The 25921-nt window shown below is 62.5% G+C and carries 21 protein-coding genes; 10 read left to right on the forward strand and 11 right to left on the reverse strand.

The window, feature by feature from the left end; translation table 11 throughout:
- Nucleotides 1-129: 129 nt before the first annotated feature.
- From FZF13_RS19940 to FZF13_RS19970, 7 genes are all read left to right on the forward strand, one after another.
- Entirely contained in the window at nt 130-2799 is a 2670-nt protein-coding gene (locus FZF13_RS19940; protein ID WP_024926800.1) for a mechanosensitive ion channel family protein, read from the forward strand.
- Between the two features lie 140 nt (nt 2800-2939).
- The gene (locus FZF13_RS19945; RefSeq protein ID WP_024926801.1) at nt 2940-3203 is read left to right on the forward strand and encodes a hypothetical protein; all 264 of its coding nucleotides are present in this window, start codon (nt 2940-2942) and stop codon (nt 3201-3203) included.
- Nucleotides 3204-3411: 208 nt separating this feature from the next.
- Entirely contained in the window at nt 3412-4851 is a 1440-nt protein-coding gene (locus FZF13_RS19950) for a UbiA family prenyltransferase (protein ID WP_024926802.1), read from the forward strand.
- A gap of 2 nt (nt 4852-4853) precedes the next feature.
- The gene (locus FZF13_RS19955; RefSeq protein ID WP_036254707.1) at nt 4854-6203 is read left to right on the forward strand and encodes an FAD-binding oxidoreductase; all 1350 of its coding nucleotides are present in this window, start codon (nt 4854-4856) and stop codon (nt 6201-6203) included.
- 120 nt (nt 6204-6323) lie between these two features.
- On the forward strand, nt 6324-6782 hold the full coding sequence (locus FZF13_RS19960) for an EamA family transporter (protein ID WP_024926804.1): 459 nt from the start codon (nt 6324-6326) through the stop codon (nt 6780-6782).
- Nucleotides 6779-7786, forward strand: coding sequence for an NAD-dependent epimerase/dehydratase family protein (locus FZF13_RS19965; protein ID WP_024926805.1), 1008 nt, complete (start codon nt 6779-6781; stop codon nt 7784-7786). Before FZF13_RS19960 ends, FZF13_RS19965 begins: the two co-directional genes overlap by 4 nt.
- Nucleotides 7787-7856: 70 nt before the next feature.
- Entirely contained in the window at nt 7857-9314 is a 1458-nt protein-coding gene (locus tag FZF13_RS19970) for an aspartate aminotransferase family protein (protein WP_373426367.1), read from the forward strand.
- Nucleotides 9315-9457: 143 nt separating this feature from the next.
- Here the strand turns inward: FZF13_RS19970 and FZF13_RS19975 are convergent, their stop codons facing one another.
- Complete coding sequence (locus tag FZF13_RS19975) at nt 9458-11197, reverse strand: hypothetical protein (protein WP_024926807.1); 1740 nt, start codon at nt 11195-11197, stop codon at nt 9458-9460.
- 213 nt (nt 11198-11410) lie between these two features.
- Here FZF13_RS19975 and FZF13_RS19980 point away from each other — a divergent pair, with 213 nt between their 5' ends.
- On the forward strand, nt 11411-13972 hold the full coding sequence (locus FZF13_RS19980) for a GcvT family protein (RefSeq protein WP_024926808.1): 2562 nt from the start codon (nt 11411-11413) through the stop codon (nt 13970-13972).
- A 103-nt stretch (nt 13973-14075) separates the two neighbouring features.
- A complete protein-coding gene (locus FZF13_RS19985) occupies nt 14076-14918 on the forward strand; it encodes a DUF1194 domain-containing protein (protein ID WP_024926809.1) in 843 nt (280 codons plus the stop codon).
- 36 nt (nt 14919-14954) lie between these two features.
- Here the strand turns inward: FZF13_RS19985 and FZF13_RS19990 are convergent, their stop codons facing one another.
- The 3 genes from FZF13_RS19990 to FZF13_RS20000 form a co-directional block, all read right to left on the reverse strand.
- Nucleotides 14955-15893, reverse strand: a complete 939-nt coding sequence (locus FZF13_RS19990) for a GlxA family transcriptional regulator (protein ID WP_353844567.1) — start codon at nt 15891-15893, stop codon at nt 14955-14957.
- Nucleotides 15894-16236: 343 nt separating this feature from the next.
- Complete coding sequence (locus FZF13_RS29445) at nt 16237-16371, reverse strand: hypothetical protein (protein WP_137900549.1); 135 nt, start codon at nt 16369-16371, stop codon at nt 16237-16239.
- Nucleotides 16372-16701: 330 nt separating this feature from the next.
- Nucleotides 16702-16884 carry a hypothetical protein gene (locus FZF13_RS20000; RefSeq protein ID WP_024926811.1) on the reverse strand — a complete coding sequence of 61 codons (183 nt, stop codon included), beginning with the start codon at nt 16882-16884 and terminating at the stop codon, nt 16702-16704.
- A 186-nt stretch (nt 16885-17070) separates the two neighbouring features.
- Between FZF13_RS20000 and FZF13_RS20005 the strand changes: the two genes are divergently transcribed.
- On the forward strand, nt 17071-17970 hold the full coding sequence (locus FZF13_RS20005; RefSeq protein ID WP_024926812.1) for a LysR substrate-binding domain-containing protein: 900 nt from the start codon (nt 17071-17073) through the stop codon (nt 17968-17970).
- Between the two features lie 11 nt (nt 17971-17981).
- On the opposite strand, the gene FZF13_RS20010 is transcribed toward FZF13_RS20005, so the two are convergent.
- The 7 genes from FZF13_RS20010 to FZF13_RS20040 all read right to left on the reverse strand — a co-directional run bounded on the left by FZF13_RS20010 (nt 17982) and on the right by FZF13_RS20040 (nt 25226).
- Nucleotides 17982-18905, reverse strand: a complete 924-nt coding sequence (locus FZF13_RS20010; protein WP_024926813.1) for an alpha/beta hydrolase fold domain-containing protein — start codon at nt 18903-18905, stop codon at nt 17982-17984.
- Nucleotides 18906-19065: 160 nt separating this feature from the next.
- Nucleotides 19066-19737 (reverse strand): L,D-transpeptidase, encoded by a 672-nt coding sequence (locus FZF13_RS20015; RefSeq protein WP_024926814.1) that lies wholly within the window; start codon nt 19735-19737, stop codon nt 19066-19068.
- A 314-nt stretch (nt 19738-20051) separates the two neighbouring features.
- Nucleotides 20052-22130 carry an ASKHA domain-containing protein gene (locus FZF13_RS20020; RefSeq protein WP_024926815.1) on the reverse strand — a complete coding sequence of 693 codons (2079 nt, stop codon included), beginning with the start codon at nt 22128-22130 and terminating at the stop codon, nt 20052-20054.
- A gap of 15 nt (nt 22131-22145) precedes the next feature.
- Nucleotides 22146-23117 (reverse strand): methyltetrahydrofolate cobalamin methyltransferase, encoded by a 972-nt coding sequence (locus FZF13_RS20025; protein ID WP_024926816.1) that lies wholly within the window; start codon nt 23115-23117, stop codon nt 22146-22148.
- A gap of 78 nt (nt 23118-23195) precedes the next feature.
- On the reverse strand, nt 23196-24296 hold the full coding sequence (locus FZF13_RS20030; RefSeq protein WP_024926817.1) for a methylenetetrahydrofolate reductase: 1101 nt from the start codon (nt 24294-24296) through the stop codon (nt 23196-23198).
- Entirely contained in the window at nt 24293-24931 is a 639-nt protein-coding gene (locus tag FZF13_RS20035) for a methylenetetrahydrofolate reductase C-terminal domain-containing protein (RefSeq protein WP_024926818.1), read from the reverse strand. Before FZF13_RS20035 ends, FZF13_RS20030 begins: the two co-directional genes overlap by 4 nt.
- Nucleotides 24924-25226, reverse strand: coding sequence for a virulence factor (locus tag FZF13_RS20040; RefSeq protein ID WP_024926819.1), 303 nt, complete (start codon nt 25224-25226; stop codon nt 24924-24926). The genes FZF13_RS20035 and FZF13_RS20040 overlap by 8 nt, the downstream gene beginning before the upstream one ends.
- Nucleotides 25227-25921: the final 695 nt, after the last annotated feature.

The raw sequence follows: 25921 nt of genomic DNA on the forward strand, positions 1-25921 counted from the left end.
GATTGCGCCATGGCTTTTCGACTGGCCGACTCCGGTTGAAATGCCGGTCATGCTTGCCCCGCCCCATTGCCGTCTCTATCAAGGGCGAGATTTCGCAGCCTTGAACGCTGCTTCGCGGGTTGCCGACTTATGCTTTTTCGATTCGTACGCCTTTTCCTGATTGTCTTCCTGACCGTCGCGACATCGGTCGCCGCGTTGGCGCAGGCCGAGATTCCGGCGCTGAACGATAGCCCGCCCAAGGCTGTGCCGGCCCCGCAAGCGGCCCCCGCTCAGCAGCAGCCGGTGACACAACAGGCCACACCGCCGGCCGCGAATGTCCAGCCGGCGCAGGCGGCCCCCGCATCGCAGCCGGGCCCGGCAACGCCTGCCCAGGCGGCGCCTGCCGCTCCAGCTCAGGCTGCACCCGCGCCGCCGCCGGGCGGTCTGGTCGTCGAGCAGCAGAAGGCGTTGAAGTCGCTGGTGACCAAGACCGATGGTCTCGCCAAGCAGATCGAGCAGAATTCCGACGACGATGGCGCGCTTGTCGACATCCGCCTGCAACTCGAAGACCTCGCCCGACAGGCGCTGAATACGGCGACCGTGTTTCGCCCGCGTCTCACCGAGATCGGCAGCAAGCTTGACCAGTTGGGCCCGCCGCCGGCGCAGGGCCAGCCGGCCGAGCCGGAAATCGTTGCCAATGAGCGCAAGGCGCTGAACAACGAAAAGGCCGAGATCAATGCGGTGATCGCGGGCGCGCAGACGCTTTCGTTGCGCATCACGACGATGGTCGACAACATCTCGACGCTGCGTTCGAAGCTGTTCCGCAATCTTCTGACCAAGCGTTACGCGCTGGACAAGGTGGTCAGCAGCGAACTGGTTTCGGACGCCAATTCCGAATTCACCAATCTCTACGCAGCCGTGTCGTCCTGGTTCGGCTTTGTCCTGAAGTTCAAGTATCAGGCGGCCTTGGTGGCGACGATCATGGCGCTGGTGGCGGCGGCCGTGTTGCTGATTGGCGGGCGGCGTCTGTACGGACGGGTGTTCGAGTTCAATTCGAACATCGAGGAGCCCTCCTATCTTTCCAGGCTCTCGCTGGCGTTCTGGTCGACCCTTCTGCCGACATTGGCACTCGGCGTCTTCTTCTTCTCGACCTATTTCTTCTTCGACTACTATGGCGTGCTGCGCGGCGACATCGGCGTGTTCCTGCGCGCGCTGATGTCGGCTATCGGCGTGGCATTCTGCGTCAACCGGCTGACCAATGCGGCGCTGTCGCCGCGCATGCCCAAGTGGCGGCTGATTCCGGTGGAGTCCGGTCCGGCCCGCTGGCTGGTTCGCCTTTCGACGGCCATGGCGGTGGTGCTTGGCATCAACAGTTTCCTCTCCGTCGTCAACGAGCAGATGGGTTCGCCACTGTCGCTAACGGTCGGGCGCAGCTTCATCGCCACGATCATCATCGGGTTGATCCTGATCCTGATGGGGCTGGTGCGGCCCTTCCGCACTCACACCGGCGAATGGCGACCGTGGCCGGTATGGCTCCGGTATCTTGCCTATGCGCTTGGCCTGTTCACCATCATCGCCGCGCTGCTCGGCTTCATCGGCCTTGCGATCTTCCTGTCGATCCAGATCGTTGTCACCGGCACGATCCTGATCACCGCCTATATCGGCTTCCTGTCGGCCCGGGCCATCGGCGCGGAGGGCGGTTTCGCCGAATCCTCGGTCGGCCGCTGGTTTGCCGCCCAAACCAATCTGGAAGACGGCACGCTCGACCAGTTCGGGCTCGCCACCAGCATCGCCATCAACCTCTTGATCGTGCTGGTGTTCCTGCCGCTGATCCTGTTGTTGTGGGGCTTCCAGCCAGGTGACATCCAGGCCTGGGCCTACAGACTGGCCACCGGGGTCAAAATCGGCTCGGTAACGATTTCATTCACCGGCATCCTTACCGGCATTGTCGTCTTCGTCGTCGGTTATTTCGTGACACGCTGGTTCCAGGCGTGGCTCGACGATTCGGTCATGGCGCGAGGGCGTGTCGACACCGGCGTGCGCAATTCGATCCGCCTTATCGTCGGTTATGCCGGCATGGCGCTGGCGGCGCTGATCGGTGTCTCGGCCGCCGGGATAGATCTGTCGAACCTGGCGCTGATCGCCGGCGGTCTCTCGCTCGGCCTTGGTTTCGGCCTGCAGAACGTCGTCTCCAATTTCGTGTCGGGCCTCATCCTCCTTGCCGAGCGTCCGTTCAAGGTCGGCGACTGGATTGTCGCTGGCGATGTCAGCGGTACGGTCAAGAAGATCAGCGTGCGCGCCACCGAGATCGAGACCTTCCAGCGCCAGTCGGTGATCCTGCCGAATTCCAACCTCATCAACAGCGCAGTCGGCAACTGGACCCATCGCAACAAGCTCGGTCGCGTCGAGATCAAGGTCGGTGTCGCCTATGGCTCGGATGTGCGCCGCGTCCACGAGATATTGCTGGAGATCGCGCGCGGCCATCCTCTGGTGCTGAAGAACCCGGAGCCGTTCGTGCAATTCGTCAATTTCGGTCCGAATGCGCTGGACTTCGAAATCCGCATCTTCCTCGCCGACATCATGAATGGTGGCAGCGCGCAAAACGATATCCGCTTCGCCGTCATCGAGGCGTTCACCCGCGAAGGCATCGAGATTCCGTCGGCTCCGCGGCAGGCACAACCCCATATCCACCACGAACCGTGGCCGGTCGACGACGACAAGACCGAGGCGTTGCACGCTGAAAAGGAAGCGGTGAAAGCGGAAGCGGAACGCAACCGCACGAAAGGCCGGCGCAAGCCGCGCAGGCCCGATCCGAACTAGTTTTCCGCCTCTCCAAAGCCAATTGCGGCATGAATGAGGCATTCAGTTGCGGTTCAGCTTGTTTGTCCTATAAGCTTTTCCGCGAAGGCTTGAAACGTCTCGCGTAACGCAACAGAGGCGGTGGAAACACCGGAATTGCAATGTGGAAGTCCCTCATCGCCGCTGCAGCTCTTTTCGCCGCGAGCGGGGTTGGCCATACCGCGAGCGCGGTCAACAAGGACGCCGAGACCCGCACGCTGGTGGTCACGGAAGGCGGTGGCCGGAGCGAGTTGACGCTCGCCGGCGGCGAGACCGTCCAGTTCTGCCCGAACGGCTGCTTCGTCACCTTGCCGAATGGCGACCTGGAAGCGCTGACCGGCTCGGAGACGATCGTGATTTCCGGCGGCGCCGCGACGGTGAAGTAACCGCGAACGAACTGCCGTCGAGAACCAAGGCCGGACATCTGTCCGGCCTTTTATTTTTTGTGGTAAGCTCCATTTAACGATGACTGGCAAAACAGCGTGGTGGGCGCTTGTTTTCGCGGTTTTTTCAGCGTCCGGTAATGTGTCCCGCCACTATATCCGATCCGGGACCGCGAACAGGCGGTCATGGGGTAGGCGGGGCAACACTTTCATGGATGCGCGGTCTGACAGGAACGCAGTGCCACTTGCTGTCGATCTCGACGGCACGCTGCTGGCGACCGATCTCTTGTGGGAGGGGTTGTTCATCCTTCTCAAGAAGAACCCGCTCTATCTCTTCCTTGTGCCGATCTGGCTCGCCAGCGGGCCTGCCAGGCTGAAGCAGGAAATCGCCAGCCGCGTCGATATCGACCCAGCCAGCCTGCCTTATCGCGAGCCGCTACTGTCCAGGCTGCACGCCGAACGCTCGGACGGGCGCAAGCTGGTGCTGGCAACCGGCACGCCGCGCAAGTTCGCCGAAGCGATCGCTGCGCATCTCGGCATTTTCGACAAGGTCATCGCCACCGACGGTGTCGACAATCTCACCTCCGCCAGGAAACGTGCCGCGCTTGTCGCGATCTATGGCGATGGCGGCTTCGACTATGCCGGCAACAGCCGCCATGACCTCGAGGTCTTCGATGCCGCGCGCCTCGCCATCGTGGTTGCACCAGATCGCGCGGCGACGCGCTGGCAGGCCAGAAATGGCGGCGAACTGGTGCGAGGCCCCGAGCGGTCGTTGAAGACTGTTCTCAAGATGCTGCGTGTGCATCAATGGGCCAAGAACGGGCTGATCGCGGTGCCGATGATGCTGTCGGCGGAGTACTTCAACCCGATCATGCTGTGGCAGACCGCCATCGCATTCATCGCGTTCAGCGCGGTCGCCTCCGCCATCTACATAGTCAACGACTTCTTCGATCTGGCGCTCGACCGTCGCCATTCCACCAAGCGCAAACGGCCGTTTGCCGCCGGAACGCTGTCGATCCCCTTTGGCCTCGCTTCGATCGCCGTTCTGGTGACCATCGGTGTCGTCGCCGCCCTGTTCCTGCCTGTCGCGTTCGCCTTTGTCCTGGTCGGCTACATGATCATTACGCTGGCCTATTCGTTGAGCCTGAAGCGCATGCTTTTGATCGACGTTCTGACGCTGGCCGGACTTTATACAGTGCGCGTGCTGGCCGGTGCCGCGGCAACCGGTGTCGAGGTTTCGTTCTGGCTGCTGGCATTTTCGATCTTCTTCTTTCTGTCGCTGGCACTGGTGAAGCGTTTCGTCGAACTGCGTACGGCGCCGCCGCCGCCGGGCGAGCGCATCGCCGGCCGTGGCTATCGTGCCGAGGATCACGACATCATCGCCCAGGCAGGTCTTGCTTCGGCGTTTTCCTCCGCGCTGGTGCTGGCGCTCTACATGGACAGTGTCGAGATGCGTGAGCTATATCCGCATCCTTGGATGATTTGGCCTCTGCCGCCGATCGTTCTTTATCTGACAATGCGCATCTGGATCCTCGCTCGCCGCGGCGAGATGCATGACGATCCGGTCGTCTTCATCATGGGTGACTGGCGAAGCCAGGTCGTCGTCCTGATCGGAGCTGCGCTGCTGGTTGCCGGAGCTTGGCCGAATTGAGCATGAACCGTTTTCAAAGCTTTGGGCGGGTGATCCCGCCGGCCGTAAAGGCCATCACTGCCTCGGAGGCCATCGCGCTTCTGAAAGGTGGGACGGCGCGGCCGGATTCGCTGCTCGCCTATGGCAATGGTCGCTCCTATGGCGACAGCTGCCAGAATGCCGCCGGTACGGTGGTCGATATGCGGCCGATGGGCAAGATCCGTTCCTTCAACGCCGAGAACGGCCTGCTGGAGGCCGATGCGGGCGTTATGCTGGCCGACATCATCGCCTATGCGGCGCCATTCGGGTTCTTCCCGCCTGTGGTGCCCGGCACGCAGTTCGTCACGCTGGGTGGCGCCATCGCGAACGATGTGCATGGCAAGAATCATCATCGGCGCGGCACCTTCGGCTGCCATGTCGAATCCTTCGCGCTGCTGCGTTCGGATGGTCGCGTCCATACCTGCTCGGAAACCCAGAACACGCGCCTGTTCTGGGCGACGATCGGCGGCATGGGGTTGACCGGGCTGATCCTCTCGGCATCGATCCGCCTGATGCGGGTGCCGTCGCTGGATGTGACCGAGACGGTGACGCCGTTCCGCAACCTTGCGGAATATTTCGATCTTGCCGAGGCTGCCGACGCGGCCAACGAATATGCGGTGGCCTGGATCGACCAGCTTGCCGGCGGCCGCAATCTCGGCCGTGGCCTGCTATTTGCCGGCAACCATGCCGATCACGGCTCGCATGCGGCGCAGAAGCCGGGCGGCCGGCTCTCCGTGCCGTTCCAGCCGCCGCTTACCGTGCTCAACCGGCCTTTCCTGAAGGCTTTCAATGCCGCCTACCGCTGGAAGAAGGGCAGGGCTTCCGGCCCGCATATGGTCGGTTATCAGGGCTTTTTCTTCCCGCTTGATGGCGTGCGCGACTGGAACCGGCTCTACGGCCCGGCGGGTCTGTTCCAGCATCAGAGCGTCATCCCCGACGAAGCCGCGCGAGAGGCCGTACCCGCGCTGCTTGCTGCGGCGCATCGGGCCGGGCAGGGCTCGTTCCTGACCGTGTTGAAGCGTTTCGGCGCGATCCGTTCGCCCGGTATCCTGTCCTTCCCGCGCCCTGGCTACACGCTGACGCTCGATTTTCCTAACCGGGGCGGCAAGACATTGGCGCTGCTTGCCGAACTCGACCGCATCACAGTCGCGGCCGGCGGCGCGGTCAACCCATACAAGGATGCGCGCATGAGCGCCGAAACCTTCGCCGCGTCTTTCCCGGACTGGCGGCGGCTCGAAACCGTGCGCGATCCTGCCTTCCTGTCGAGTTTCTGGGCCCGCACCGCATACCGGCTCGGCCCGCAGCGCGGCGGTCTGGCCGAAGCAGCGGAATGACAGAATTCCGATCTGTCGTCGGTAAACAAAGATAAAATTAGACTTGCCTAAAATTACTGGTGCCGTTTCACGAATTCTTTTCGGCTTTATCTTAGACGGGTGACGGGTATTGGGGGTGAAATGAAATACATTGCTTTCATATTATTCACGGTGATGACCAACGCCGCCGCGCAGCTCATGCTGAAGCAAGGCATGATGTCGCTCGGGCCGATTTCATTCGAGGGCGTCAACCCGATCATCAAGCTTTTGCAGATTGTCTTCAGCCCCTGGGTGTTCCTGGGCCTGTGCACCTTCGTCATCTCGATGGCGTCGCATCTCTATGTGCTGTCCAAAGTCGAGCTCTCTTTCGCCTATCCGTTTCTCAGCCTTGCCTATGTCGTGGTCGCGGTGTTCGCCTATTTCGTGTTCCGGGAAGACCTGAACGCCTGGCGCATCGCCGGCATCGCCTTCATCTGCGTCGGCACCGTGCTGATCGCCCAGAGCGGCGGGGCTGATCAGGGGCATGAGCCGGGCGAGGGCGGCAAGGCCACCCAGACCACCTCCCTTTCCACCGACAAGATCAGCGGGACCGTTCGATGAGACATGTGATTATCGGCGGCGACGGCTTCGTCGGCCGCCACCTTGCTCCCAAGCTTGTCGCCGATGGTGAAGAGGTCGTTGTCGCGGACATCGTCAAGAGCGACCTGCCGCACTATCGCGCCGTGCGCCATGTCCAATGCGACGTGACCGACCCGGCCTCGGTGGCCGCGCTCGGCATCAAGGCCGACGACATGGTCTACAATCTCTCGGCCAAGATGCTGTCGCCGATCCAGGTGCGCGCCAAACGCCACGACTTCTTCTATCCGGTGAACTATCACGGCACCGTCAACATCATCGAGGCGATGGACAAGGCCGGTGCGCCAAAGCTCGTGCATTTCACCACCGACATGATCTATGGCCACACGGTCACCCAGCCGATGACCGAGGAACATCCGGTCGCGCCGCTTGGCGAATACGGCATGTCGAAATGGGAGACCGAGCAGCTTGCCGCCGAATGGCGCAAGCGCGGCATGTCGATTTCGCTGTTCCGGCCCCGCCTTATCATCGGTCCCGGCCGTCTCGGCATCCTGGAAAAACTGTTCAAGCTGATCGACTGGAACCTGCCGGTGCCGATGATCGGCTCGGGCCGCAATCCATACCAGTTCATTTCGGTGTTCGATTGTGCCGAAGCCGCACGGCTGGCCTGGAAGGCTGGCGTGCCCAACGAGGCCTATAATCTCGGTTCGCTCAAGCCGCCGCCGGTGCGCAAGCTGCTGGGCGACCTGATCCGCCATGCCGGGTCGAAGTCGATCCTGCTGCCGACGCCTGGCTGGGCGGTGAAACGCACGCTCGACCTGCTCGACCGTCTCAACATGCCGATCATGGATCCCGAGCAATATCTCATCGCCGATGAGGATTGCGTGCTCGACGTGTCCAAGGGCGAGCGCCAGCTCGGCTGGGTGCCGCAATATCGCGACGAGGACATGCTGATCGCCGCCTACCGCGAATACCGGGCCAAGAAGGGCGCTGCCGCGACGGCGGTGAAACACGCGCCCGCCGAGTGAATTTGGCCCGCAAGACCTGGCCGCAACCGGCCGGGCAGGCACCGACAAGGGGGATTTCGAGATGACTGTCATGACCAAGCCAGAACAGGATAATGCCCGCGCCGTTGCAGCCGCGCCGCTTGGCAACACCAGGCGCAAGCCGGAGCTGATCAGCGTCGAGCAGGCAAAGGCGCTGGACGTCGCCCGCATCACCGACCTGTTCAAGGCACACCTCAACCCCGGCCAGCTGCATTTCATGAAGCTGCTCGGCTTCCACAAGGTGAAGATCGAGCGCGCCGAAGGCATGTTCTATGTCGACCAGAACGGCCGCAAGATCCTCGACTTCTTTGGCGGGTTCGGCTCGCTGGCCTTTGGGCACAACCATCCGCGCATCCTCGAGGCGCGCAAGAAGTTCCAGGAGGAGAAGCGGCAGGAGATCGCCATCGCCTTCATGTCGCAATATGCAGCGGCCCTTGCCCACAACATCGCTGCCTGTTCGCCGGGCGATCTCGACATGGTCTTCCTCGGCTCGTCCGGTTCGGAGGCGATGGAGGCGGCGGTGAAGCTCGCCGAGCGCGCCGCCGGCCCGAAGCGGCCGAAGGTCGTCTATGCGGAGAACTCCTTCCACGGCAAGACCAAGGGCGTTTTGGCCATCACCGACGGGTCGCTCTACCGGGCCGACTTCAAGGTGGTCGACAACACGGTTCGCGTGCCGTTCGGCGATATCGATGCCGTCGAGCGGCTGTTCCGCTCCGATCCGGAGATCGGCGTCATCGTGCTGGAGACCATCCAGGGCGGCGGCGGCATTATCCAGGCGCCGACTGAATACTGGCAGAAGCTCAGAGCTCTCTGCGATCAGTATGGCGTGCTGTGGGTGGCCGACGAAGTGCAGTGCGGTTATGGCCGCTCCGGCCGTTTCTATGCTTTCGAGCACCATGGCGTGGTGCCCGATGTGACGGCGCTGGCGAAGTCGCTCGGCGCGGGCAAGGCGGCGGTCGGCGCCATGATCGCCAAACGCGACGTCTACATGAAGGCCTATGGCACGCCGAAGACGGCGATGATCCACGCCATGGCCACCTTTGGCGGCATGGGCGAGGCCTGCGTGACCGCCATCGAAGGCATCAACGTGCTCTACGATGAAGGGCTGATCGACAACGCGGCCAACACCGGCGCCTACCTTCTTGAGCGGCTCACCGCGCTGCGGGAAAAGTATCCGAAGATCATCAAGGATGTGCGCGGCAAGGGCTTCATGGTCGGCCTGGAGTTCCACGATTTCTCGCAGACCTTGCCGATGGTGTTACGCCCGGTGGTCAGCGTGCTGGACGACAAGCTCAAGGGTTCGCTGTCTGGGTTTGTCGGCGCGCTACTGTTGCGCGATTACGACGTGCTGGTCGCCTTCACCGAATACAATCGCAATGTCATCCGCCTCGAGCCGCCGCTGATCTGCCAGTGCGAGCATGTGGACCGTTTCATCGAGGCCTTCGACAGTCTTCTGTCGCGCGGCATCGTGGCCATCGTGAAGGATTTCGTGAAGAGCCAGATGCGCTGATCGCAGTCCGACGGAGGTTGGGAAATGTGAAAGGCCGGGAGTGATCCCGGCCTTTTTCTTTGTCGCGGCGCCAACGACGCAGGTGCGCTGCTTATCCCGGAAACCGAAAGCCGGTCTGGATGCGACAGACGCTTCGCCGCAGGTCAGCTGGCCGGGGCGTTTCGGGGTCCGAGCGCCGTGTCGAATTTCGGGTGGATGAAAGCGTCGTAACAGGCGTCGAGCTTGATGCGGCGATGATTGGTGAGCGCCGGTATGTAGAGCGTGTAGAGGATGCTGTTGTTCGCCGTCGGTGGGCAGGTCGGCAACAGTACCAGGTCCGTATCCGCGACCGCCTGTTCCTCCTCCAAACCGGGCGGCGGCACGGCGCGGCCCGGATCAGCGCCGATCGCCACGTGCAGCGGCGCGGAGCGTTGCATCAGCCAGGGAAACGGATTGACGAAGTTCAGCGACATGATGGTGTCGAAACGGATGCCGGCCTTGGTTTCGATGTCGCGGATCGAACTGATCGCCGTGTCGACAGCGCTCAGATAGCCGATCTGGAAGTCGAAGTCGGAGTAGAGCAGGGGCGTCGGCAGTTCGTAGATGCCGGCGAGATCTTCGTAAAGTTTACGATGCTCGGGATAGAAATGGAGCATATGGTCCGTCCGCGCCTCTATGTCGGGCCGCATGTTGACGGCACCCAGGCTCTTCAGGTTGCGTTCGGCCAGTGGCACGTTCTTGATCGCGCCGAGATAGGTGCGCGCGGCGCGCTCGATGATGCGCACCACTGGCGGCAAAGCCGCGGCGGCGACCAACGAGGTGATGGTCAGCACCAGAACCGGCCGCTCGACGATTCCTCGGGTCTTCATGAGAATGGCGAGCAGCACGGGCCAAAGGAAGATGAAGGCCTGGCTGCCGGTGTTCTGCGTTTCGTAGAGGATGCCGGCGATCAGCACCACTGCCAGCCACAGGCTGTCGCGGGCCAGAACCGATGTCCCCTCGACGGCTTGGGACGCGGTCTTGCGCCATTCCGACCACAACAGCACGAACACCAGTATTCCGGCGGAGCCGACGATGCCGAAGCTCAAGGAAGAGGCTTGCAGAATGCGGGGCAGCAGCGAGCCGCTGTTCAAGCCGATCAGGATCAGGATGTCGTGGATGTAGCGACCGACGAGGCCCGACGACACCTCCATCCCGGCGATGATCGCCATGAAGGCGACCGCGGCGATCAGCGCATCGCGTAGCGCGATACGCCCAGCGACGAGCGCGTAGGCGCAGATCATGCCCGCCGCGAGAAAACCGGTGATCTTCAGAAAGAACAGCGAGCCCATGCAGACAGCGATCAGGCCGACCAGAAGCCGCCTGTCGCGCACGAAGGTGAAGGCCGCCACCAGTACATAGAGCATCTGGCAAGCTTGGCGGTTATAGATGCCGAAACCGTCGGAACCCGGATAGGTGTACATTTCGCGCGTGTTGAAGGGCAAAATCGCGAAGATCAGGAAGGGGATCAGCAAGGCGAACGCGGTGAAACGCGAGCTCCTGTCGACATGCCACACGATGGCCGCCATCGCCGGCGCGGTGATGGCAAGCAGCGACCAGTGCGCGAGAAACACGGGATGGCCTTCCGGAAACAGCGCTACCCAACCGGCGAACAGGTAGTAGCCGAGCGGGCCGACCGGCACGAAGAAGTCGAGGACCGGTACCTGGCCGTCGAAGATGCGGTTGGCGGCGTCATAGTAGATGAAGACGTCCCAATACATCGGGCCGATCGGCAGGTGGACCGGCAGGGCAAGTAAGACGAGGACGACGAGCAGGGCCAGCACCAGCAAGGTGACGGGCGCGGTCAGTACCGACAGGAAAGGCCGGGGGCTTGTCTTGGAGGACTGTTCGAAGGCCACGCTCATCTCCAGTATCCGCGGCGCTCCGGGAAGGAATTCCGGTTCATTCGGCCTGTCTATAAGAAAAATCGAAAACAAGCGTTAAACCGGCCCGGCCGGCGGAGCCAAAAGGACTGGCGCGGTGGCGTCGCGCGGCTTTTTTGCAATGTCGCAAACAGGCTGCAATCGACCGGCGCCGCCCTATAGTGTGCGCGCAATATCATCTCGGAGTCGCGGGCAATGGCAGAGTTTCCGAAAAAGGCGAAGGTTGTCATCATCGGGCTTGGCGGTATCGTGGGCGCGTCGATTGCCCATCATCTGATCGAGCGTGGCTGGGACGACATCGTCGGTATCGACAAGTCGGGTATCCCGACCGACATCGGCTCGACCGCGCACGCCTCGGACTTCTGCTACACGACGAGCCACGACTACCTTTCGGTCTGGACTACCCAGTACTCGATCGATTTCTACGAGAAGATGGGCCACTACGCCCGCATCGGCGGCCTCGAAGTCGCTCGCACCGGCGACGACACCTGGATGGAAGAGATCAAGCGCAAGCTGTCCTCCGCCAAGGCCTTCGGTACCCGCGCACACTATGTTTCGCCGTCCGAGATCAAGGCGATGTTCCCGCTGATCGAGGAAGATCAGGTGATGGGCGGCATGTTTGATCCCGACGCCGGCCTGGTCATCCCGCGCTCGCAGACGGTTGCCGGCAAGCTGGTCGACGCCGCCGAGAAGTCCGGAAAGCTCCAGGTCTTCGGCAACACGCCGGCCACCTCGCTGATCGTCGAGAAGGGCCGCATCAAAGGCGTCGTCACCCATCGCGGCACGATCATGGCCGACCATGTCGTCGTCTGCGCCGGTATATGGGGCCGCCTGATCGCCGAGATGGTCGGCGAGGACCTGCCTGTTATGCCGGTCGATCATCCGCTCACCTTCTTCGGCCCGTACAACGAGTTCGAGGGCACCGGCAAGGAGATCGGCTTCCCGTTGCTGCGCGACCAGGGCAACTCCGCCTATATGCGCGACACCGGCGACCCCAAGACCACCGAAGGCGGCCAGATCGAGTGGGGCTATTACGAGACCACCAATCCGCGTCTCTGCCATCCGCGCGAGATCCTCGAAAAGCACGAGGCACGTCTGTCGCCGTCGCAGCGCGACCTCGACATGGAACAGATCATGGTGCCGCTGGAGCGCGCCATGGAGCTGACGCCGATCCTCGGCGAGATCGGCTACAATGAAAGCCATTCCTTCAACGGCCTGCTTCAGGTTTCCGCCGCCGGCGGCCCGTCCTGCGGCGAGAGCCAGAAGGTGCGCGGCCTCTGGTACTGCGTCGCTATCTGGGTCAAGGACGGTCCCGGTTACGGCAAGCTGATCGCCGATTGGATGACCGACGGCCGCACCGAGATCGACCACAACTCGATCGACTATTCGCGCTTCTACCCGCACCAGCTGGAAGAAAAATTCATCGAGGGCCGCACTTTCGAGGCCGCCCAGAAGATCTATTTCCCGGCCGTGCATACCCGCGAGCCCTACGCCACCGGCCGCAACGTCAAGCGTTCGCCCTTCTACGAGCGCGAGAAGGAACTCGGTGGATACTTCATGGAGCTTGGCGGTTGGGAGCGTGCCCACGGCTATGCCGCCAACGAGCACCTGCTCGAAAAATACGGCAACCGCGTTCCGGTGCGCGAGAACGAATGGGACAGCCGCCATTTCTGGCGCGTGTCCAACGCCGAGCATCTGGCGATGAGCGAGGATTGCGGCATCGTCAACCTCTCGCACTTCCACATGGTGGATATCGAAGGTCCCGACCATGTCGAGCTCTTGGAATGGCTCTGTGCTGCCAAGATCGGCGGCGATAGCAATATCGGCAAGGGCATCTACACCCATTTCCTCGACGACGAGGGCATGGTGCGCGCCGACTTCACCGTCTTCCGCATGGCGGACCGCTGCCGCCTGGTGAACGGTGCCGATGCCGGCCCGCGCGACTTCCACTACATGAAGCGTGTGGCTGAGGATCGCGGTCTCGACGTTACCATCACCGACACGTCGGAAAAATACATCACCATCGGCATCTGGGGACCGAACGCCCGCGAAAACCTGAAGAAAGTGGTGTCCGATCCCGCCGGTCTCGACCAGGAAAACTTCGCCTTCGCCGCGATCAAGCAGATCGAGATCGCCGGTAAGAACGTTACAGCTTTCCGCATCTCCTATGTCGGCGAGCAGGGCTGGGAACTGCACATGAAATACGAGGACGGCCTGGCCGTCTGGGATGCCCTGCGCTCGACCGGCGTCATGGCCTTCGGTGTCGAGACCTACGCCAATTCGCGCCGCATGGAAAAGAGCCTGCGCCTGCAGAATGCGGACCTTCTCACCCAGTACAACCTCATCGAGGCCGACCTTGCCCGTCCGAAGGTCAAGGAAGCCGACTTCCGCGGCAAGGCCAAGCATCTGGAGTACAAGGCGCGCGCCCACCAGCCCGCCATGCTCTGCACGCTCATCATGACCGACAACACCGACGGCAAGGGCGTCAAGCGCTACCCAGTCGGCTCGATGCCGGTCATGGATCCGGAAACCGGTGAGGTGCTGATCGACGAGCTCGGCCGGCGCTCTTATACCACTTCGGTCGCTTACGGCCCGACCATCGGCAAGAACATCGCGCTCGCCTACGTGCCGCACGCTTATGCGCAGGAGGGGCGCAAGCTTCAGGTTGGCTATTTCGGAGAGACCTATCCGGTCGAGGTGGCAGGGGTCGGCTACAAACCGCTCTACGACCCGGAGAATTTGAAGCCGAGAAGCTGAGACCGTCACTCGGCCGCAGCAAACCTTCGAACGATCATACAAAAGCCCGGCACCAGCCGGGCTTTTGCTTTGTAAGGGGCCGGTTTTCGCTTACTCTTCGACCATGTCGGCAGCCTCTGTCAGCTCCCTTTTCGTGGGTGTCGCTTCGGCGCTGGCGCTTGGGCTGATCGCGGCGGCGAATGCAGCCGAACCGGTTGACGTGGAGCTAGTCCTTGCCGTCGACGTCTCTTTGTCGATGTCGCCGGAAGAGCTGGAGATCCAGCGGCACGGCTATGCCGCGGCGTTGACCGACGAAGCCGTGCTGCGGGCGATTGCCGACGGCCGGTACGGCAAGATCGCCGTCACCTACGTCGAATGGGCCGGCACCATGTCGCAATATGTGATCGTGCCGTGGACAGTAATCGCCAACCGCGCCGATGCAGAGGGCGTGGTTTCGCAATTGTCGGCCCGGCCGCCTAACAGCGCGCGGCGCACGTCGATCTCGGCGGCGCTGCAATTCGGCGCCGACCTGTTCGCCGAAAGCCCGTTTCAGGGCGATAAACGTGTCATCGACATCTCCGGCGACGGACCGAACAACCAGGGCGCGCCGGCGCCTTTCGCCCGCGACGCCGTGGTCAAGCAGGGCATCACCATCAATGGATTGCCGCTGATGACCAGTGGCCTGGCGGAATCGCCCTACGATCTGCGCGATCTCGATCGCTACTACCACGATTGCGTCATCGGCGGCCCCGGGGCCTTCATGATTCCGGTCAATGGCTGGGAACAGTTCCCCGAGGCGGTCCGCCGCAAGCTGGTGCTGGAACTGGCCGGTCCGGCATCGCCGCATTGGGCTGCGGCCGAGGCCGTGCAGCCCCCAGTGGTGCTCGCTCAGGCAACCCCCACGGTCGATTGCCTCGCCGGCGAGAAGAGATGGCGTGACCGCAACTATCTGCTCGACAACCGGTGACTTGACCTTCCCCAGGCAGGGGAGGGCTTTCCGATATCAGGCCGCCAGAAGCTGCTTGCGGTCGATGCGCTCCTGCTGCGGCGAGCGCGCATAGAGCTCGCGATAGCATTTGGAGAAATGCGAAGCCGAGACGAAGCCACAGGCCACCGCGACTTCGACCACCGGCATCGACGATTGGATCAGCAAATGACGGGCGCGGTCGAGCCTGATTTCCAGATAATAACGGGCGGGCGAGCGGCCCATCTCGGTACGGAACAGCCGCTCGATCTGACGGCGCGAAAGGTCGACATGGTCGGCGATTTCGATCAGCGACAAGGGTTCGGCGAGGTTCGCCTCCATCAGCTCGATGATGGTGAGCACCTTGGAATTCTGCACGCCTAGCCGTGCGCGCAGCGGCAGGCGCTGGCGGTCGGTCGGGCTTCTTACGCGGTCGGTCAGCACCTGTTCGCAGACGCGGTTGACGAGGTTTTCGTCGAAATCGTCGCCGATCAGTTTCAGCATCATGTCGAGCGCGGCGGTGCCGCCGGCGCAGGTGTAGACATTCTGGTCGACCTCGAACAGGTCGGCGAAGACGTTGGCCTTCGGGAAGGCTTCCTGGAAGCCAGGCAGGTTTTCCCAGTGGATGGCGCAGCGCTTGTTGGACAAGAGACCGGCGGCGGCCAGAACATAGGCGCCGGTGCACAGTCCGCCCACGGCGACGCCGCGATTATACTCCTCGCGCAGCCAGGCGAAGACCGACTTGTTATGGTATTTCTCGACATCCATGCCCGTGCAGATGATGGCCATGGACGGCCGGTCAGGGCCTGCCATCTTGCGGCGTTCCTCGTCCAGCGAGGTGTTGACCGCGCATAGGACGCCGTTCGAGGCCGGCACGGGGCTCCCATCGGTGCTTGCCAGCCGCCAGCGATAGGCTTCGTAGCCGAGCATTCGGTTGGCGATGCGCAATGGCTCAAGCGCTGTCGCAAACGCGACCATGGTGAAATCAGGGACGAGGAAAAAGACCAACGATCGTTTGATCGGCTGCTTTGCGGCGCTCACGAAAAATCTACCTCCCATGACGCGAACAGAATGTCGCGATCAGCATAGCGTCATCAGGAAAATTATTTTCTGTCAATTGGCTAGAGCGGGTAGGGAAGACAAAATTTGCGACATGGGTCGCAAACGGGCCATCGCAAGCGCTTTGGAAAGATCGGGGGCGCGTCGGCGGCTTTCGTCAACGCCCGCGCGGTGTCGCCAATAGCAAAACGCCGCCCGGTCGAAGCGAGGCGGCGTTTGCAATTTTACGGCTGAAAGTGAGGCTCGTCGGAGCCTCGAACGATCATGCCACGAAGCCGAGACGGGCGGCCGCAACCGCTGCGGTCTGGCCAGGCATGGTCTTGGCCAAACGCTGACGCTCCAGAGCGGTGGTCAGGTTGGTCTGGCGGCGGGTGAACAGGCGGGTAAAGAGCTTCATGACTTTCTCCAATCGGTTGCTCAGACGGGTCGCCTTCGCTTGATGGAGTGGGGCAGCTCGTTTGCTGCAGTGCATATAGGCTTGTCCACGCAAAAACAAAATCGCAAAAGCGAAGCGCTTCATATGGAAAAGCGACATGGGAATTGGCATGTTTCAGCCAGAAACCATATTTTGTTTATTTTTTACAATGAGTTGGTTGAATTTTGCGCCGCTATGCGGCTTGTTCATATGCGTCATGCGTCCATTGCATGGCGAGCTGAATGGGCGTTGCGGCAACAAAAAAGCCCGCCGGAAACATCGCGGCGGGCTCTCATGCGACTGCCTGTCCGGTCATTTTCCGCCGGCCCAGCTGCCGACGCCGGCCGCATGGGCGGTGTTTGAAGCCACATCCGGCCAGCCGATATCCTTCTGCACCTCGGCGGGCAGTGCGCGGATGGCGCGCTCGGTGAGATAACGGCTGCGGGCGGCACCGAGTTCGGTCGCGATCCGACCGATGGTCGACAGAACGGTCATACACTTCTCCTTCCACGGTTGGCTGGAAATTCGGCTGCTGGTTCCCATCGAATTGCTGCTGCTCCAACAGCTTGTCAGCAATGATCGATAGGGCCGTCTTGACAGTGTTGACTATGAACCTGCGGTGATGTTCAATCAAACGAAATGACATGATGCTTTAGTTCAGAAAATTTGAATGGAACGCCGATGAACGCGCCACTCAACCATCCACTTCCGCTGCTTGACCTGGATGTGTTGCGCACATTCGTTGCGATCGCCGAGACCGGCAGCTTCACCACGGCGGCCACGGCCGTGTTCCGCACACCTTCGGCGGTTTCGATGCAGATCAAGAAATTGGAGGACGTGCTTGGCCGCTCCGTCTTCGCGCGTGACGCGCGCTCGGTCGCGCTGACCACCGATGGCGAGATGCTGCTTGGCTATGCGCGACGGCTGCTGGCCATCAACCGCGAGGCGGTCTCCAAGTTCATCGTGCCTGATATCGTCGGCGTGGTGCGATTGGGCTCGCCGGACGATTACGGCGAACGGGTCCTGCCGCATGTGCTGAAGCGCTTCGCGCATTCGCATCCCTCGATCGCCGTCGATGTCACCATCGACCAGTCGATCAATCTGCGCCGGCGCATGGATGACCGTGTGCTCGACATCACCTTGCTGACCAATTCCTACAAGACCAGCGCTATCGGCGCCGAGGTGCTTCTAACCGAGCCGATTGTATGGGCGGGCGCCAAGGGTGGATGCGCGCATCTGCGCGAGCCGCTGCCGGTGTCGATCTGGGAAGAAGGTTGCGTGTGGCGGGCAGGGGCGCTGGATGCGCTCGGCCGCGATGGCCGCAACTATCGCGTTGCCTATATGAGTGCACACACTGCTGGCCAGCGCGCCGCCATTCTCGCGGATCTCGCCGTGGCGCCGCTGCCCAAATCCTTCCTTGGCAACGACATGGTCGAGCTCGGCCCGAAGGACGGTCTGCCGCATATCGGCAGCTACAATCTGGCGATGATCGTGACGCCGGACGCCAGTGCGCCGGTCAAGGCGGTGGCCGACCATATCCGCGCTACCTTCGACGTGTTCCGGGAAACGGGGAAGTTCTAGGCCGTTCCTGGCTATTCGGCCGCGAAGGCCAGGCCGGGCTGCCTCTCGCGCCTGCTCAGGAACGTCACGATGCGGTCGCGCGCGCGCCGCGCTTCCGGCATGTTGATCAGCGGCCAGACGTGGAACATGCCTTCTTCGTGGACCAGCTCGATGTCGACGCCGGCGGCACGCGCCCTTTCGGCGAAGATCAGATTGTCGGGCGTCAACAGGTCGCGCGAGCCGGTGAGGAGCAGGGTTGTCGGCAGGACGGTGAGGTCGCCATAGAGCGGGCTGATGTGCCAGTCGCTGCGATCCATACCGGCGCTGTAGAGCCTGACCGCCTCCAGGCCGCCGGGGATGCCCAGCCAGGGGTCATGCTGCTCGGCCGCGAAAACGTCCGGATTGGTCAGCGACATGTCGAGACCGGGCGAAATCAGCACGTGGCTGCCGGGCGCCGGCAGGCCATCCTGCGCCATCATCATGGTCAGCACCACGGCCATGTTGCCGCCGGCTGAATCGCCCATGAAGACGATCTCGCTGGCCGCCGTCTCTTCGAGCATTCCACGATAGACTGCACCGACCATGCCGAACATGTCGTGGAAGTCGTGTTCCGGCGCGATCGGATAGATCGGCACGGTGACGCCAAAGCCCAGCCGTTCCGCCATCTCGGCAATCAACGCCCAGTGATAGGACGTGATTTCAAAGACATAGGCGCCGCCATGCAGGTAAAGAATCCGCCGGGTGCCGCCGTCTCGCGGCGCGATCTCATAGACGGGAAAGCCGTCGACGCTGCGCGTTTTGACGTCGAAGCGCTGGATGATTGCCGGCGGTGGCTGATGGCTCTGCTTGCGGCGCGCATGCTGGATCCAGCGATGCATAGCCTCAGGGCTGGAAAATGCTTTCTTGCGGGTGTGCTTCAGGACAAACGAGACAACGTTGCTGCGGATGCTGGCCATGCGATGCGACCGACGGATGCTGAGCCGGCAGGCCGGCCTTTGAATGCCCCCATCCCAAATTTTGGTCTGCGCCGGAAAATGTCAAGGATCACGCAGCGTTATCGGCTTGCGCCACCGCACGCGGGTAGCGTCGCCCAGGAAAGGTGCGTGCGGCCGCGTATCAGGCGGCGGGCACCGTATCCTGCTGCAACACGACTACGCGGGTGCCGCTCTGCACGCGGCGGTGCAGGTCGATGATGTCCTGGTTGAGCAGGCGAATGCAGCCGGATGAGATCGAGCGGCCGATCGACCAATCCTCATTGGTGCCGTGGATGCGGTAGAGCGTGTCGGCGCCGTTCTTGAACAGATAGAGCGCGCGGGCGCCAAGCGGGTTGGTCGGGCCAGGCTCCATGCCGGCGGAGAGCGGACCGTAGCGCTCCGGCTCGCGGGCGATCATATCCTGCGTCGGCGTCCAGCGCGGCCATTCGCGCTTGTACTGGATGACGCCGCTGCCCTCGAACGCCAGCCCGGCCTTGCCGACGCCAACGCCGTAACGCAGTGCGCGTCCTTCGCCGAGCACCAGATAGAGGAAGCGTTTCGGCGTGTCGATGACAACGGTGCCTGCCGGCTCGGAGCCTTGGTAGGCGACTTCCTGACGGTAAAATTTCGGGTTGATCTTGGTAAGGTCCGGGGCGGGGATGGGGAATGCATCGTCTGCAACCGGCGCATACATGTCTTTGTAATATTGCGGAACTTCCCGCTTGCCCGGTTTGATCGAGGCCACTTTCTGCGTCATGGTGCAGCCAGCCGCAACGAAGGGGATGGCGAGGACGAACATGCGGCGGGTGAGCATAACGGACATTGCGGAACCTGATCGTATTGATTTCGGTTGAGCCGGTTCGTCGCAGAAAAGTCTGAATGCTTCCAATCACCGGCGATCACGCTTCGGTGAAGATGCGCGTATCAAGAAAGGGATTGTGGCGACCGGAAACGAGCGTCGAGCGGCGCGAATGGAAAGCTGTGACTGGCCGCAAAAGGGGGCGAGAACATGGCACCCGGTCAAGGAGAGCCGGCGTGACCGGGGCCTTGACCGTTCCCTGTGTCCCGGATGCCACAGCGGGGCTCGTCGCGTCATCCGGCCTGAATGGCAATCAGCCCGGCGGACCGCTATTCGCGGCCGCGCCGTGCTGCCCGTTCCTCGCGCGAGCGGCGTCGCGGCGTGGCTTCGCCACCAACGCCGTCTTCGCTGGTTGCCTTGCGTGGTGGCAGCTTCACCTGCTCGGCCAATTTGGGGAAGGGGTCGACCTTGTTGGGCAGCGCCATGGCATCGATGAACAGCTGCTGGAAATGCGGTTCGAGCGCGGTTTCGATCTTTTCGATCTTCGCCACCTGCTTCTCGATCTCGCGGCGATGGTCGCGGTTGAGCAGCGCCATCAGCGCCCCGGTACCCGCGGCATTGCCGACAGCCTTGACCTCGGAAAGGTCGCAGTCGGGGATAAGGCCAAGCACCATGGCGTATTTCGGGTCGATGAAGGAGCCGAAGGCGCCGGCGAAACGGATGGTGTCGACAGTTTCGACGCCCTGCTTTTCCATGAGCAGCTTGACGCCCGCGTAGAGGGCAGCCTTGGCGAGCTGGATGGCGCGCACGTCGTTCTGGGTAACGGTGATGCGCGGTTCGCCCTGGCGGCCCTCACGCAGCAGATAGGAGAAGGTGCGGCCGTTCTGGATGATGCGCGGGCTTTTCGCCATCATCGAGCCATCGACGACGCCGTCTTCCGAGATGATGCCGGAGAGATACATCTCCGCCACCACCTCGATGATGGCCGAACCGCAAATGCCGGTGACGCCGGTCGTCCAGGATGCTTCCTCGAAGCCTTCCTCGTCCGACCACTTGTCGGTGCCGATGACGCGATAGCGCGGTTCCAGCGTTTCGGGATCGATGCGCACGCGTTCGATGGCGCCGGGGGCAGCGCGCTGGCCGGACGAGATTTCAGCACCTTCGAAGGCCGGTCCCGTCGGCGACGAGGCGGCGACGACACGTGCGCTGTTGCCCAGGATGATCTCGGCATTGGTGCCGACATCGACCAGGAGCATCATCTTGTCCTGCCGATAAGGGCCTTCCGACAGCGTCGCGCCGGCGGCATCGGCGCCGACATGGCCGGCGATACAAGGCAGCGTGTAGAAACGCGCACCGCTGTTCACGTCGATGCCGATGTCGTTGGTCCAGCCTTGCACCGCACCCGAAACGGCAAGCGCGAAAGGCGCCTGGCCGAGTTCGGTCGGGTCGATGCCGAGGAACAGATGGTGCATGATCGGGTTGGCGACGAAGACGCTGTCGAAGATATCGTGGCGATCGACGCCGCCTTCCTCGCAGACATTGCCGATCAGCGTGTTGATGGCCTCACGCACGGCCTTGGTCATCGCCTCGCGTCCGTCCGGATTCATCATCACGTAGGAGACGCGGCTCATCAGATCCTCGCCGAAGCGGATCTGTGGGTTCGACGTGCCGGAAGACGCGACGACGCGACCTGACAGCAACGAGACCAGATGCATGGCGATTGTGGTCGAGCCGATGTCGCAGGCTATGCCGTAGGCCTCGTTCTTGAGGCCCGGATAGAGCGCGATGACGGTTGCGCGCGAGAACTCCATGTCCTTGTGGATTGCCGCCGTGACCGCCCAGTTCTCCTTGCGCAGGATTTTCTGGATCTCGGGGATGAGATGCGGCGCGACGCGCAGATCCTTCCAGCCCCAGTCGTTCTCCAGCACCGCCTTAAGGCGTTCCAGATCGCCAGTTGGCTTGTGCATGTCGGGCTGCTCGACCTCGACATAACACATCTGCACCGCCGAGTTGCGCTCGATGACGCGGTCGGTGGCGGCCTTGCGCACGACCTGGGCGTTGATCACCGTGTCCTGCGGCACGTCGATGACGAGGTCGCCCTGGACGGTGGCCGAGCAGGACAGGCGCCGCCCTTCGGGCAGGCCGCGCACGCGTTCGTAGCGCTCTTCCTTCGGGCCCTTCGGCGAGATGTGGTCGAGCGAGGAGACGATCTTGTGCTTGGCGAAGTTGCCTTCCTGCACTTCGATCTGGCAGCGCCCGCAAGTGGCGCGCCCGCCGCATACCGATTCTACATAGACGCCGAGCTGGCGGGCTGCGTCGAGCAGCGGCGTGCCGACAGGGAACCGCCCGCGCTTGCCGGACGGCATGAACAGGACGAGAGGATCGGTGATGTTGGCGGGCGAGTTCATTTCAATTGCGACCGATTACCCCCGTGCCATGCGTGCTTCGCGGCCGCCACGCCGGCGACCGCCAGCAGCGGCGTCACCGGGCGCATTGACCGCGACCGGAGCGGCAACGGGGTGGCCGCCCTCGGCCGGCTTGTAGTCCTTGTAGGTCTTGATCCAGTTCATGCAATCCTTATCGGTGCCGTTGAGCACGTTGGCGGCGCGTACGGCCTCCATTTCCTGCGGACGAACCGGGTTCATGATCGCCGAGGTCATGCCGGCGCCGATAACCATCGGGATGAAGCCGGCATTGATGCCATGGCGGTGCGGCAGGCCGAACGAGATGTTCGACAGGCCACAGGTGGTGTTGACCTTGAGTTCCTCGCGCAGGCGGCGCAGCAGCGCGAACACCTGGCGGCCGGCATCGCCCAGCGCGCCGATCGGCATCACCAGCGGGTCGACGACGACGTCATGCGCCGGGATGCCGAAATCGGCGCAACGCTCGACGATCTTCTTGGCCACGGCGAAACGCACATCCGGGTCCATCGAAATGCCCGTCTCGTCGTTGGAGATGGCAACGACGGGGACGTTGTATTTCTTGACCAGGGGCAGGATCGCTTCCAGTTTCTCTTCCTCGCCTGTGACCGAGTTCACCAGGGGGCGGCCCTTGGCGACCTTCAGTGCGGCCTCGATGGCCGCGGTGACGGAGGAGTCGATCGACAGCGGCAGGTCGACCAGGTTCTGCACGATCTCCAGCGTCTGCACCAGAAGCGCCGGCTCGGTGGCGTTGGGGTCGACGGCGGTGACACCGGCATTGACGTCGAGCATGGTGGCGCCGCAGGCAGCCTGTTCGAGTGCGTCCTTGATGACGGTCTCGAAATTGCCGGCGACCATCTCGGCGGCCAGCTTCTTGCGGCCGGTCGGGTTGATGCGCTCGCCGATGACGCAGAAGGGCTGGTCGAAACCGATGACGATTTCACGGGTCGCCGAGGCGACGATGGTGCGGGTCATTTCAAACTCCCTCTGGATATAAAGACTTCTTTATATCGTTATCTGGTGTGGATCAAGCAAATGGTGACGCCCGCGCTATCAATGCGCGGTCTTGACCATGTCGATCTGGGTTTCGGTGACGTTATCATGCAAGAGATGATCAAGGCGCTCGGCAACACGGGCGTCGTCCGCGCGCGCCTCGCGCTTCCAGGGCTGGCGGCCCTTGAGCACGCCCGATTCATCGACGATTTCGGCGACATATTCTTCCTGGCGGTAGGCCATCACATGGACGCCGGAGACGCCGGGAATTTCCTTCACCTCGTTGATGATGTCGATGCAGAGTTGCTTGCCTTCCTTCTTCTGATCCTGCGCGCCTTCCAGCCGCTTGATGACGGAATCGGGAATGTGGATGCCGGGCACATTGGAGCGGATCCATTTTGCCGTCTTTGCAGAGGCCAGCGGGCCGACGCCGACCATGATGAAGACCTTTTCCGTGAAACCGAGATCGCGGGCCTTCTGCATGAAGGTTTTGAACATCGGCACGTCGAAACAATACTGGCTCTGCACGAACTGCGCGCCGGCGGCGATCTTCTTGCCAAGGTGGATCGGGCGGAAGTCATAAGGCGGGGCGAAAGGATTGATCGCAGCGCCGAGGAAAACCTGCGGCGGCGTTGACAGCTTGCGGCCGGACAGGAACTTGCCGTTGTCGCGCATGATGCGGACGGTTTCGAGCAGCGACATCGAATCGAGGTCGAACACCGGCTTGGCGCCGGGCTGGTCGCCGGCCTGGACGCCGTCGCCGGTGAGGCAAAGGATGTTGGCCACGCCCATGGCTGCGCCACCCAGCACGTCGCCCTGGATGGCGATGCGGTTCTTGTCTCGGCAGGCGATCTGCATGACCGGGGCATAGCCCATGCGGGTCAGCAGCGCACAGATGCCGACCGAGGACATGTGGCAGTTGGCGCCGGAGGCATCGACGGCGTTGATCGCATCGACCCAGCCATCGAAAACCTTGGCGCGGTTGTAGACGTCTTCCGGATCGGCACTGTCGGGCGGGTTGAGTTCGGTGGTCACCGCGAACTCGCCACGGCGCAGGACGCGTTCGAGGCGGCCGCGCGAGGAATGGCCGGGCAGGGGTTCCAGCGGCAGGTGGATGCCAGCGGGGTTCTCGTCGCGCTGTGGCGGACGCGGCGGGGTCATGCTGGTGCTCCGGTGTTGGGGTTATTGGCCGCCTCACGCGCGGCAGCGGCCTGTGCGGTGACACGCAGCCACGCCGACGTTTCCCTGAGTGACTGGTCGACGGGCTTCTGCACGTTGAGGATGGCATCGCCCTTGACCATGTTGCGCGAGCCTTCCCAGGCCTTGACCCATACGCAGGGCATGTCGGGCTCGACTTCGCAATTGCCGTTGGCGCGTACGCCGCCGCAAGGGCCGTTGCGCAACTGCTTGGGGCAGTTCATCGGGCAGGACATGCCGGTCGACGACAGGATGCACTGGCCACACATACGGCAGTCGAACATCAGGCCTTTCACACGCTTCTCGACGAATTTGACCGGCGCCTCGACGCGGCCGTAGCCGATGCCCCTCCACAGCGGATGGAGCAACAGGAAGGCATCGGCGAAGCGGCTGTAGAACCATTCGAGCAGCTTGGAATGGCGGATTGCCCATAACCGAACCGAATAGGAGCGCTGCACGCGTCGCTGCGGCGACACGTCGGCGGGCTTGTAGTCGCTTTTCGGCGCCGCCTTGCGCACCAGCGTCGCCTGGGTGACGCCGCCTGCCGCGGGCGTATCGCCTGCCGGGCTCTTATTCGGTGTCGGCTGGGTCTCAGACATTTTCCTTGCCGCCTGCCTTGGCGAGAGCGACCAGCCGCTCCCGGCTATACTCCGCGTCGATGGCCGCCGCTGCCTTTTCCACCTCTGCCTCGAGGTCCTCGCCGACAGGGATCGGGTCGGCCTTGCGCCATTCCGCGAGATAGGCGTCGGTCTCGGCCGCGCCCGAACGCATCGCGGCCATGTCGATCGCTTCGGTGAAGCGCAACGGCAATTCGCGCTTGGCGTTCTGCCTGCCTTTTTTGACGATGACCTGGGCGGGGATGTCACGCCAGTAGACGACGATCAGATCGGCCATTTGTACTTGTTCCTTCGATGGTTGGAGCATTGCCGAAAGCGGGAATAGCCCGCTTCTCATCAGACGACGCGCGCGCCTTCAAAAGCGACGCGCGACGATGTCGCAAAACGATAGACCGGCCGCGAGTTCAAGGCACCAGCCGACAACTGGAAAAAACGGCTCTTGCGCGACAAGCCACATCTTTCCTTCAAGACGCAGCCAAGGGGGCTAACTTCGTGTTGCAGGCCACCCGAGCATCTCGGCGCGGCCATTGTCGCGGGGCGATCCGAGATACGGAAAGTGTGACAGGCCGAGCCAGAGAGCTGTTCCGCGAAGGATTCCACCCGAACTCGCCTTGGGGTTGAGTTCGATACGGTTCCTTTAGAACATTTGCCTATCTCATTGAAGTTGCCTATCTCGTGGACATTGGTCTTGTCGATTGCCGGGGATGATGTTGCGAGCAATTCGCGGAGGAGAGCAGTAGAATTCTTCAGCAGCCTTTGGTCCCGGTGGGACGGCTTGTTTTCCGAGGCTGGCTTTCTTCCTCTTGTTCAGGCGCGGTCTTATAACGGCGACCTTCCTGGTTACGTCACTCGTCGCTTTGGCAATTGTCGCGGCGCGCTGGCCGATCCAACATTGTTGGGAATTCTCGATGCCGACGCTGATCATTGTTGGCCTACCGAACTGGATTCTCGGCTGAGTGCTCGCCGAAGCAA

The organism is Mesorhizobium terrae (assembly GCF_008727715.1).
GTDB lineage: Bacteria > Pseudomonadota > Alphaproteobacteria > Rhizobiales > Rhizobiaceae > Mesorhizobium > Mesorhizobium terrae.

Coding starts and splice junctions, on each gene's coding strand:
- FZF13_RS19940 (WP_024926800.1), top strand. CDS start 130: ATGCTTTTTCGATTCGTACGCCTTTTCCTGATTGTCTTCCTGACCGTC.
- FZF13_RS19945 (WP_024926801.1), top strand. CDS start 2,940: ATGTGGAAGTCCCTCATCGCCGCTGCAGCTCTTTTCGCCGCGAGCGGG.
- FZF13_RS19950 (WP_024926802.1), top strand. CDS start 3,412: ATGGATGCGCGGTCTGACAGGAACGCAGTGCCACTTGCTGTCGATCTC.
- FZF13_RS19955 (WP_036254707.1), top strand. CDS start 4,854: ATGAACCGTTTTCAAAGCTTTGGGCGGGTGATCCCGCCGGCCGTAAAG.
- FZF13_RS19960 (WP_024926804.1), top strand. CDS start 6,324: ATGAAATACATTGCTTTCATATTATTCACGGTGATGACCAACGCCGCC.
- FZF13_RS19965 (WP_024926805.1), top strand. CDS start 6,779: ATGAGACATGTGATTATCGGCGGCGACGGCTTCGTCGGCCGCCACCTT.
- FZF13_RS19970 (WP_373426367.1), top strand. CDS start 7,857: ATGACCAAGCCAGAACAGGATAATGCCCGCGCCGTTGCAGCCGCGCCG.
- FZF13_RS19975 (WP_024926807.1), bottom strand. CDS start 11,197: ATGAGCGTGGCCTTCGAACAGTCCTCCAAGACAAGCCCCCGGCCTTTC.
- FZF13_RS19980 (WP_024926808.1), top strand. CDS start 11,411: ATGGCAGAGTTTCCGAAAAAGGCGAAGGTTGTCATCATCGGGCTTGGC.
- FZF13_RS19985 (WP_024926809.1), top strand. CDS start 14,076: ATGTCGGCAGCCTCTGTCAGCTCCCTTTTCGTGGGTGTCGCTTCGGCG.
- FZF13_RS19990 (WP_353844567.1), bottom strand. CDS start 15,893: ATGGTCGCGTTTGCGACAGCGCTTGAGCCATTGCGCATCGCCAACCGA.
- FZF13_RS29445 (WP_137900549.1), bottom strand. CDS start 16,371: ATGAAGCTCTTTACCCGCCTGTTCACCCGCCGCCAGACCAACCTGACC.
- FZF13_RS20000 (WP_024926811.1), bottom strand. CDS start 16,884: ATGACCGTTCTGTCGACCATCGGTCGGATCGCGACCGAACTCGGTGCC.
- FZF13_RS20005 (WP_024926812.1), top strand. CDS start 17,071: ATGAACGCGCCACTCAACCATCCACTTCCGCTGCTTGACCTGGATGTG.
- FZF13_RS20010 (WP_024926813.1), bottom strand. CDS start 18,905: ATGGCCAGCATCCGCAGCAACGTTGTCTCGTTTGTCCTGAAGCACACC.
- FZF13_RS20015 (WP_024926814.1), bottom strand. CDS start 19,737: ATGCTCACCCGCCGCATGTTCGTCCTCGCCATCCCCTTCGTTGCGGCT.
- FZF13_RS20020 (WP_024926815.1), bottom strand. CDS start 22,130: ATGAACTCGCCCGCCAACATCACCGATCCTCTCGTCCTGTTCATGCCG.
- FZF13_RS20025 (WP_024926816.1), bottom strand. CDS start 23,117: ATGACCCGCACCATCGTCGCCTCGGCGACCCGTGAAATCGTCATCGGT.
- FZF13_RS20030 (WP_024926817.1), bottom strand. CDS start 24,296: ATGACCCCGCCGCGTCCGCCACAGCGCGACGAGAACCCCGCTGGCATC.
- FZF13_RS20035 (WP_024926818.1), bottom strand. CDS start 24,931: ATGTCTGAGACCCAGCCGACACCGAATAAGAGCCCGGCAGGCGATACG.
- FZF13_RS20040 (WP_024926819.1), bottom strand. CDS start 25,226: ATGGCCGATCTGATCGTCGTCTACTGGCGTGACATCCCCGCCCAGGTC.